This window comes from Dietzia maris (genome assembly GCF_014144855.1).
GTDB lineage: Bacteria > Actinomycetota > Actinomycetes > Mycobacteriales > Mycobacteriaceae > Dietzia > Dietzia kunjamensis.
This window is the reverse complement of the sequence record NZ_JAALDN010000423.1, coordinates 1-7,145: the sequence shown is the minus strand read 5'-3', so window position 1 is coordinate 7,145 and position 7,145 is coordinate 1. Positions and strand designations below refer to the sequence as shown.

8 protein-coding genes and 1 pseudogene are annotated in these 7,145 nt (G+C 69.0%); 6 read left to right on the top strand and 3 right to left on the bottom strand.

Going from position 1 to position 7,145, the window contains the following annotated elements; translation table 11 throughout:
• Positions 1–178: 178 nt before the first annotated feature.
• On the bottom strand, positions 179–1,195 hold the full coding sequence (locus tag G6024_RS13610) for an NADP-dependent oxidoreductase (RefSeq protein ID WP_132062165.1): 1,017 nt from the start codon (positions 1,193–1,195) through the stop codon (positions 179–181).
• 66 nt (positions 1,196–1,261) lie between these two features.
• Here G6024_RS13610 and wzm point away from each other — a divergent pair, with 66 nt between their 5' ends.
• The 4 genes from wzm to G6024_RS13590 all read left to right on the top strand — a co-directional run bounded on the left by wzm (position 1,262) and on the right by G6024_RS13590 (position 4,790).
• Positions 1,262–2,149: a galactan export ABC transporter permease subunit Wzm/RfbD gene (gene wzm / locus G6024_RS13605; RefSeq protein ID WP_132062167.1), complete on the top strand. Its 888-nt coding sequence runs from the start codon at positions 1,262–1,264 to the stop codon at positions 2,147–2,149.
• 12 nt (positions 2,150–2,161) lie between these two features.
• On the top strand, positions 2,162–2,980 hold the full coding sequence (wzt, locus tag G6024_RS13600) for a galactan export ABC transporter ATP-binding subunit Wzt/RfbE (RefSeq protein ID WP_132062169.1): 819 nt from the start codon (positions 2,162–2,164) through the stop codon (positions 2,978–2,980).
• Positions 2,970–4,091, top strand: a complete 1,122-nt coding sequence (gene glfT1 / locus G6024_RS13595) for a galactofuranosyltransferase GlfT1 (RefSeq protein WP_235027911.1) — start codon at positions 2,970–2,972, stop codon at positions 4,089–4,091. Before wzt ends, glfT1 begins: the two co-directional genes overlap by 11 nt.
• 93 nt (positions 4,092–4,184) lie before the next feature.
• Complete coding sequence (locus tag G6024_RS13590) at positions 4,185–4,790, top strand: maleylpyruvate isomerase family mycothiol-dependent enzyme (protein WP_067714750.1); 606 nt, start codon at positions 4,185–4,187, stop codon at positions 4,788–4,790.
• Here the strand turns inward: G6024_RS13590 and G6024_RS13585 are convergent.
• On the bottom strand, positions 4,777–4,968 hold the full coding sequence (locus G6024_RS13585; protein ID WP_007633389.1) for a ferredoxin: 192 nt from the start codon (positions 4,966–4,968) through the stop codon (positions 4,777–4,779). The two genes, G6024_RS13590 and G6024_RS13585, sit on opposite strands and share 14 nt — an antisense overlap.
• A gap of 149 nt (positions 4,969–5,117) precedes the next feature.
• Here G6024_RS13585 and G6024_RS13580 point away from each other — a divergent pair, with 149 nt between their 5' ends.
• Together G6024_RS13580 and G6024_RS13575 are read left to right on the top strand one after the other, a co-directional pair.
• Complete coding sequence (locus G6024_RS13580; RefSeq protein ID WP_067714753.1) at positions 5,118–5,591, top strand: DUF4442 domain-containing protein; 474 nt, start codon at positions 5,118–5,120, stop codon at positions 5,589–5,591.
• A gap of 93 nt (positions 5,592–5,684) precedes the next feature.
• Positions 5,685–6,884 carry a TerC/Alx family metal homeostasis membrane protein gene (locus G6024_RS13575; RefSeq protein ID WP_159148935.1) on the top strand — a complete coding sequence of 400 codons (1,200 nt, stop codon included), beginning with the start codon at positions 5,685–5,687 and terminating at the stop codon, positions 6,882–6,884.
• Between the two features lie 60 nt (positions 6,885–6,944).
• Here G6024_RS13575 and G6024_RS16420 read toward each other — a convergent pair.
• Positions 6,945–7,145, bottom strand: a pseudogene (locus tag G6024_RS16420) (hypothetical protein); the annotation flags it as partial.

Genomic DNA, 7,145 nt, shown 5'->3' with positions numbered 1-7,145 from the left:
ACGGCGTCGAGCCGGCGACGGGCCCGTCGTCTCAGGCGGGCGGCGGGCGCGGCTCGGCGAGTCGGCGTCATGACGTCAACCCTGCCGCACCCCCGTGGGGCCCCGCCGCCCGGGTCAGACCGTCGATCGGCCGCCGGACCGGACCGGGGGTCAGATCGGTGGGGTCAGATAGGTGGGATCAGATCCTCACGAGCATCTTGCCCACGTTCGCGCCCTTCATCAGATCGAGGAACGCGTCGACCGAGTTGTCGATGCCGTCGACGACGGTCTCGTCGAACACGATCTCGCCCGAGGCGACCCACGGCCCGACCTTCTCCGCGAACTCCTTGAACAAGTGCATGTACTTGTTCACCGTGAAGCCCTGCAGGGTGAGGCCACGGGTGATGGCGTGCCACATGTTGTCCGGACCGGGGCTGCGCTCGGTGGCGTTGTAGGAGCTGATCGCGCCGCACAGGGCCAGGCGGCCCCCGTCGTTCATCAGGTCGAGCGCGGCCTCGAGGTGGTCACCGCCCACGTTGTCGAAGTAGACGTCGATGCCCTCACCGTCGCGGGCGCCGAAGTGCCCCCGCAGGAGCTCACGGACCGAGCCGTCCTTGTAATTGATCGCGGCGTCGAAGCCGTAGCGCTCCGTGCACGTGGCGACCTTCTCCGCACTGCCGGCCGAACCGATGATCTTGGACGCGCCCTCGAGCCTGGCGATCTGGCCCACCGCGGAACCGACGGAACCCGCCGCACCCGAGACGAACACCGACTCGCCCGCCCGGAACCGTCCGATGTGCATGAGCCCCACGTACGCCGTGAGTCCGGTGGTGCCGAGGATGCCCAGGTACGCCGAGACCGGCACGCCGTCGATCTCCTCCACCACGCGGAACTGCCGACCGTCGGCCTGGGCGACGTCACGCCACCCCAGGTCGTGCAGGACCACCGCACCGACGGGGTGGGTGTCGGACCGCGACTCGACGACACGCCCCACCGCGGCGCCGGTCATGGTCTCGTCGAGCTCGAACGGCGGGATGTAGGAGCGCCCCTCGTTCATGCGGCCACGCATGTAGGGATCCACGGAGACGTACTCGTTGGCCACCCGCACCTCGCCCTCGGCGAGCTCGGGCAGGTCGACGGTGACCGTGCGGAAGTTGTCGTGGGTCGGCCATCCGCGGGGGCGGCTCGCGAGCTGGATCTGCGTACTGGTCGTCATCTCTACTGTCTACGCGCACTCGCTGCGGGGCTGCCACCGCCGGCCGCTCTAGTAGGCTTCCCGATCGTGCAGGACCAGTCCCTCCCCGATCCCACCTCGGCGACGCTCCCCGACGAGCGCGTACGCGGCGAGATCGTCAACGACTCCCACACCTTCCGCCGGGCCGTCGCCGACCTGCGGCAGGGGCTCAGCCAGCGCGAGCTGTGGTTGTCCCTGGGCTGGCAGGACATCAAACAGCGCTACCGGCGGTCCACGCTCGGACCCCTGTGGATCACCATCGCCACCGGTGTCATGGCCGTCGCGCTCGGCCTGCTGTACTCGATCCTATTCCAGATCCCGCTCGCCGAGTTCCTCCCGCACGTCACCGTGGGCCTCATCATGTGGGGCTTCATCTCCGGGTGCATCAAGGAGGGCTCCGAGGTCTTCATCGCCAACGAGGGCCTGATCAAGCAGCTGCCCAGCGCGTTGAGCGTCCACGTCTACCGCCTGGTCTGGCGGCAGTTCCTGTTCCTGTGCCACAACCTGGTGATCTGGGTGGTGCTCATGCTGGTCTTCCCGCGCCCCCTGGGCTGGGACCTGCTGCTGTCCGTCCTGGGACTGGCGGTGCTCATGATCAACGGCGTCTGGGTGGCCATGCTGTTCGGCATCCTCGCCACCCGGTTCCGCGACATCGCGCCGCTGCTGGACTCGATGGTGCAGCTGCTGTTCTACATGACCCCCATCGTCTGGACCACGCAGACGCTCTACGAGCAGGGCGGGGAGATCGCCGAGCGGGCCCGGATCGCCGAGCTCAACCCGCTCTACCACTACCTCGAGATCGTCCGCGCCCCCATGCTCGGGGAACCCACCGCCGCCTATCACTGGTGGATCGTCCTGGGCTGCACCGCCGTCGGCCTGGTCCTCGCGTTCGTGGCCCTGCGCCAGTTCCGCTCCCGAGTCCCGTACTGGGTGTAGGAGATATATCCCATGAGCTCCGCTGTCCCCACGCCCGGCGGCGTGTCCATCGACTGCGTGGACGCCTGCGTCGACTTCCCGATCTTCGACGCCAAGTCGCGATCGCTCAAGAAGGCCGTGCTGGGATCCGCCGGCGGCGCGATCGGCCGCAACGCGTCCAACGTCGTCGTCGTCGAGGCACTCAAGGACATCACCCTCTCCCTCCGGGAGGGCGACCGCATCGGGCTCGTCGGCCACAACGGGGCCGGAAAGTCCACGCTGCTGCGCCTGCTCTCCGGCATCTACGAGCCCACCCGCGGGGCGGCCCGGATCCGCGGTCGCGTGGCGCCGGTCTTCGACCTGGGCGTCGGCATGGACCCGGAGATCTCGGGCTACGAGAACATCATCATCCGCGGGCTGTTCCTCGGGCAGACGCGCAAGCAGATGAAGGCGAAGGTCGAGGAGATCGCCGACTTCACCGAGCTCGGCGAGTACCTCGACATGCCACTGCGCACCTACTCCACCGGCATGCGGGTTCGCCTGGCGATGGGTGTGGTGACCTCCATCGACCCCGAGATCCTGCTCCTCGACGAGGGCATCGGTGCCGTGGACGCGGAGTTCATGAAGAAGGCGCGGGTCAAGCTGGCCGAGCTGGTCTCCCGCTCCGGCATCCTCGTGTTCGCCTCTCATTCCAACGAATTCCTCGCGCAGCTGTGCGACTCGGCCATGTGGATCGACCACGGCCGGATCCGCCAGCGCGGCAGCATCGAGGAGATCGTCACCGCCTACGAGGGCCCCGAGGCCGGGCGCTCGATCGGCGAGTACATCGGCAGGATGCACCATGAAGACTGAGCGGCATGGCGCGGGCCGCCCGGGCGGTGCGGGCGACACGCCCGGGTCGGACGCCCCTGCGGTGATGGGCTCGGACCTGCGCGCCCAGAATGGTCCCGACACGCAGCACAACCCCGCCGGAAGCAAGCATTCCGCCAGCGCAACCCAGCGGGGCGGCGACGGGCGGCGCGTCGTGGCCGTGGTGGTCACGCACCGCCGGCTGGAGCAGCTGCGCGCCTCGCTCGAGGTGGTGTGCGGCCAGACCCGCCCGATCGACCACCTGGTGGTGATCGACAATGCCGACGAGCAGGCCGTGCGAGAACTGGTCGAAGCCCAGCCGGTCGAGGCCACGTACATCGGCTCAAAGCACAACCTGGGTGGCGCGGGCGGGTTCGCACTGGGGATGCTCCACGCCCTGGCCACCGGGGCGGGCCTGGTGTGGTGCGCCGACGACGATGGCCGCCCCGAGGGGCCCGAGGTGCTGGCGACCCTGCTGGGCTGCATGGACCGCCACGGGCTGGCCGAGGTGTCGCCGGTGGTGTGCGACCTCGACGATCCCGACCGTCTGGCGTTCCCGCTGCGGCGCGGCCTGGTGTGGCGACGACACCGCTCCGAGCTGTTCACGGTCGGCGGGGCCGGTGGGACGGGCGGGGCCGGTGGGACGGGCGGGCCCGCAGCACCGGCCGAGGACCTGCTGCCCGGCATCGCGTCGCTGTTCAACGGCGCGCTGTTCACCGCCGACTGCCTGGACCGGGTGGGCGTTCCGGATCTACGGCTGTTCATCCGCGGCGACGAGGTGGAGATGCACCGCCGGCTCGTCCGCTCCGGCCAGCCCTTCGGCACCTGCCTGACCACCGCCTACCTGCACCCGCAGGGCTCGGACGAGTTCAAGCCGATCCTCGGCGGCCGGATGCACACCCAGTTCCCCGACGACCCGGTCAAACGCCACTTCACCTACCGCAACCGCGGGTACGTGCTCACCCAGCCCGGCAATCGGCGACTCATCCCCCAGGAGATCCTGCGCTTCGGCTGGTATTTCCTGGTGACGAGGCGCGACCCGGCGGGCCTGCGCGAGTGGCTGCGACTGCAGCGGATGGGCGCCGGCGAGCGGTTCGACAAGCCCGGCGGCTGACCCACGAAATCCGCTACCGCGAATCCGGATCCGCTATGCCGATTGGACTCGCGGATCCGGAGGTGGAGTAGCGGATTTTGGCAGGATGGGTCCATGACCGACTGGATCGCCCTGCAGTCCCGCGCCGCCGACCTCTACGACGAGGTCCTGCCCGCCATCACCGACTGGGACGCCGCCACCCCCTGCAGCGACTGGACGGCGCACGAGGTGCTGGCCCACGTGGTCGACGAGCAATTGTGGGTGCCGGGGTTGCTGGCCGGCGGCACCGTCGACGAGGTGGCCGACGATCTGGAGGACCGCCTGCGTCGGCTCCACGAGGCGACCGGGCCGGAGCTGGTCACCGACTGGCACGCGATCCGCCCGCCGGTGGCGGCGGCGTGGCGAGGGACCCCGGACGACGACGAGGTGCACCTGTCCTACGGGCTGGCGCCCGCGAAGCACTACCTGGCGCAACAGGTGTTCGACCTCGCCGTCCACGCGTGGGATCTCGCCGTCTCCCAGCGGATCGACCTGCGGTGGGGCGACGAGCTCGATCGGGCCGTGCTGGAGTTCGTCCGGGCAGATCTCGCCGACAACCCGGCCCCGGAACTCTTCGATCCCCCGGTGCCCGGCTACGAGGGGCCGGACGTCCCCGCCCGGGACACGGCGCTGGCGCTGACCGGACGCGATCCGGGGGCGTGGCCCGTCAGGCCTCTCTGAGAGCAGCCATCGGGCACTTCGCGACGGCCTTCCGTGCCCGCTTCTCGTGCTCCTCGGGGACCTCATCGACGATGACGCGCACCACCTCGTCGTCGTCCCCCAGCTCGAACACTGCGGGGGCGAGCCCGACGCACACCGCCTGGCCCTCGCACCGGTCCGGATCCACGATGATCCTCATGACGTGCCTCCTCGTCGTCGGCCACGATCGGTTCCGTGGTCGGACCCCTGAACTTAGACAAATCGGTGCTTTTTGTCTAGGGAATTCGTGTTTTCGTCACCGGATCGCAGCCGCCCCGAACTGATCCGCCGGTAAGTTAAGCTCGCCCCGTGCCCAAGACGCTGCTGCACCGATACACCTCGAGCCCCCGGGCGTTCCCGGTCCTGGCCTCGCTCTATCCACCCCTGCTGGGCTCGGGGATCCGCATCCGCCACGTCGCGCCGGACTGGACCCGCGGGGAGCTCGACATGCACGTGGCCCCGTGGACGGCCAACACCAACGGCACCGCGTTCGGCGGCGCGCTGTTCGCCGCCACCGACGTGCTCTACGGGGCGCTGCTGTCCGGGCAGCTCGGCACCGGTTACCAGGTGTGGACCAAGTCCGCGACGATCGACTTCCGTACCCCCGGACGCGGTCGTCTGCGGTGCGTCGTGGAGGTCCCCCGCGTGGAGGCCGACTCCATCCGTGAGCAGCTGACCGCGCGGCCCCGGACGAGCATCGTCCACACGGCCCTGGTCACCGACGCCCGCGGCGGGACGGTCGTGGAGGCCCGGCACACGATGTCGATCCGCCGCAGGGATTGACGGGCAGCGGTCAAAACCTCCGCCGGGGGTCTCCCGCCGCCGGACACGGGTAGGATAATCCGGTCCCAGGCCCTCCCCGGAAAGGAACCCCCGTTGGGAGCCACCCCGCTCGCATGGTCGTTGTCAGTCGGCCTCATCATCGCCCTGTTGCTGTTCGACTACTTCTTTCACGTGCGCAAGGAGCACATCCCCACCCTCAAGGAGTCGGCCATCTGGTCCGCGCTCTACGTGGGGATCGCCCTGATCTTCGGCGGCGTGGTGTGGATCTTCGGCGGCACAGACATGGGCGTGGAGTACTTCGCCGGGTACATCACCGAGAAGGCGCTCTCGGTGGACAACCTGTTCGTGTTCCTGCTGCTGCTCACCAGTTTCAAGGTGCCGCGTGCGGGCCAGCAGAAGGCACTGCTGTTCGGCATCGTGTTCTCGATCATCGCGCGGACCGCGTTCATCTTCGTGGGCGCCGCGCTGCTCAACAAGTTCGCCGTCCTGTTCTACATCTTCGGCCTGTTCCTCATCGTCACCGCCGGACGTCTGCTGGCCGAGGACGACGAGGACGACGACGCCGACAACGTGGTGGTGCGCCTGGCCAAGCGATTCATCCCGGCCACCGACCACTACGACCACGACAAGCTGTTCACCATCGAGAACGGCAAGCGCGTCATGACGCCGATGATGATCGTCATGGTCGCCATCGGCGGCACCGACATCATGTTCGCGCTGGATTCGATCCCCGCGATCTTCGGCCTCACGCAGAACGTCTTCATCGTCTTCACCGCCACCACGTTCTCGCTGCTCGGCCTGCGCCAGCTGTACTTCCTGCTCGACGGCCTGCTCGACCGGCTCGTCTACCTCAAGTACGGGCTCGCCGCGATCCTCGGCTTCATCGGCGTCAAGCTCATCCTCCACGCCCTGCACGAGAACAACCTGCCGTTCATCAACGGCGGCGAGCACGTCGACGTGGTGGAGGTCCCCACGTTCCTCTCGCTGGGCATCATCGTGGGCGTGCTCGTGGTGACGGTCCTCGGCTCCCTGCTCAGCCCGGCCGGCAAGGCGCTCACGGTCCTCGGCAACCTCAAGCGGCACTCGCTCGAATACCTCGACAAGGATTTCGTCGACGATCCGGTCGAGCGGGCGAAGCTGTGGGCGAAGATCGTCGAGAACGAGGACAAGCTCAGCACCATCGAACGCAAGCACTTCGGCAGCGAGGGCGACGTGTGGGAGCTCGAGCAGCTCCTGCGGCGGGTCTGGGACGAGCAGGGCCGCTACGAGAAGGCGACCGACTACACCCGCTGACGCCGGCGGCGGGCCGGGCCTCACCGGGGCTTCCTCACCGGGGTTCCTGACCCGGGCTCCTCACCAGGGGCTGCCTGACCACATGCCGTGCGGATCCACCGCGCCGTCCTCGCGCAACGGGGACCGGACCTCCGTCGACGGCCAGCGCGACCTCAGCACTGCCGCCGCGCGGTGACCGACCGCCCGGCCGGCGGGGGGTGTGGTGGAAGAAGCGAACGCGGCCGGCCCGGCGGGCAGATCGAGCACAGCGGCCGGGGCGAG

What these genes read in the sequence shown, in the direction of transcription:
- G6024_RS13610 (WP_132062165.1), bottom strand. Translation starts at nt 1,195, where the DNA reads ATGACGACCAGTACGCAGATCCAGCTCGCGAGCCGCCCCCGCGGATGG.
- wzt (WP_132062169.1), top strand. Translation starts at nt 2,162, where the DNA reads ATGAGCTCCGCTGTCCCCACGCCCGGCGGCGTGTCCATCGACTGCGTG.
- glfT1 (WP_235027911.1), top strand. Translation starts at nt 2,970, where the DNA reads ATGAAGACTGAGCGGCATGGCGCGGGCCGCCCGGGCGGTGCGGGCGAC.
- G6024_RS13590 (WP_067714750.1), top strand. Translation starts at nt 4,185, where the DNA reads ATGACCGACTGGATCGCCCTGCAGTCCCGCGCCGCCGACCTCTACGAC.
- G6024_RS13585 (WP_007633389.1), bottom strand. Translation starts at nt 4,968, where the DNA reads ATGAGGATCATCGTGGATCCGGACCGGTGCGAGGGCCAGGCGGTGTGC.